This window comes from Neisseria sp. P0009.S007 (assembly GCF_051962515.1).
Genome location: NZ_JBQCVF010000387.1, coordinates 1 through 1292 on the forward strand (window position 1 = coordinate 1; position 1292 = coordinate 1292).

Sequence of the window (1292 nt, forward strand, 5' to 3'; positions counted from 1 at the left end):
GGCATGATGGTGCCGCCGAGATAATGATTGTCTTCCGTCAGCGCGTCGGTGGTTACGGCGGTGCCGCAGCTGACGACGACGCAGGCGTTTTGCGTAAAGCGGCGGCTGCCCAGCGCATTAAACCAACGGTCGGAGCCATGTTCTTCAGGGCGGCGGTAATGGTTGCGGATACCCAAAGCCTGCGGCATGGAAGACAGCCATTCGACCGGACGGGTTAATTGCTCTTCCACCATCGCTTTTTTTACCGAACCGCACACGGCGCAACCGACAATCTTCACATCGTCATCGGCAAATTGCAGCCATTCTTCGCCCAGCTGGGCCAAATCACGATACGGCGCGCGGCCGACTTCGGAAAATGTGCCGTTCTCCACCCATGCCCATTTCAACTGACTGTTGCCGCCGTCCAGCAGCAAAAAGCGTTCCGGCTTGGCGGCGGCAGGTTGTGCCGGACGGTTATCCGGACGCAAGCTGATCTCGCCGCTGACGATGGTTTTCTCGCCCTTGTCCGTCTGCAAACGCAACGCACCTTGCGCATCCACGCCTTTGACTACGCCTTCGTGAACAACGCGTCCTTCCTGAAGCAGCAATACCGGTCTGTCCGTATCGCGGTTGGCGGCATTGTATTCGCCGACACATGATGCAAATCCGTTTTGCGCGTATTCGTTCAACAGCACATCAAGTTGCGCCAATACCGCATTCAACAAGGTTTTGACGCTTACACCCTGCTTAGAGGCCGTCTGAAACAAGGCCTGCACGGAAGTGGCATTTTCAACTTCTTTCGGCAATACAAAATTAATGCCGATGCCGATGACGGCGACAGTCTTATTCTCTACTCGCGCCGTTTCAATCAAAATACCGGCCAATTTATCGTTGGCCACGACCAAATCGTTCGGCCACTTGATATTTACGTCCAAACCGATATCGGCAAGCGCACGGCGGCAGGCCAATGCCACCACCAACGCCAGCGAACCCAGCTCATACTGCGGCTTATCAAACGCCCAGCCCAGGCTGAACATCAGACATTCGCCCTGTCGGTTGACCCAGCTTCGCCCTTGCCGTCCGCGGCCTTTGGTTTGGAAATGCGCCACACACAAGGCCTTATGCGCCAAATCTGCCGACTGGCGCGCCAATGCCATGATTTCATCGTTGCTGGACGAACATTCGTGTTTCAACTGCGCACGAAAACCCTGTTTTCCGGCCATTTGTTGCAGAGATTCTTCGGCAAACACAGCCAAAGGGCGCACCAAGCGCCATTGCCCGTCATGCTGGCGCAGCAAACCGCGGATATGGCC

The 1292-nt window shown here is 56.1% G+C and carries 1 protein-coding gene; it reads right to left on the minus strand.

Annotated features, from left to right (window positions below):
- Positions 1-1292 (minus strand): biotin--[acetyl-CoA-carboxylase] ligase (locus tag ACTHS3_RS13490; protein ID WP_440368193.1); only part of this gene is annotated, 1292 nt, incomplete at both ends.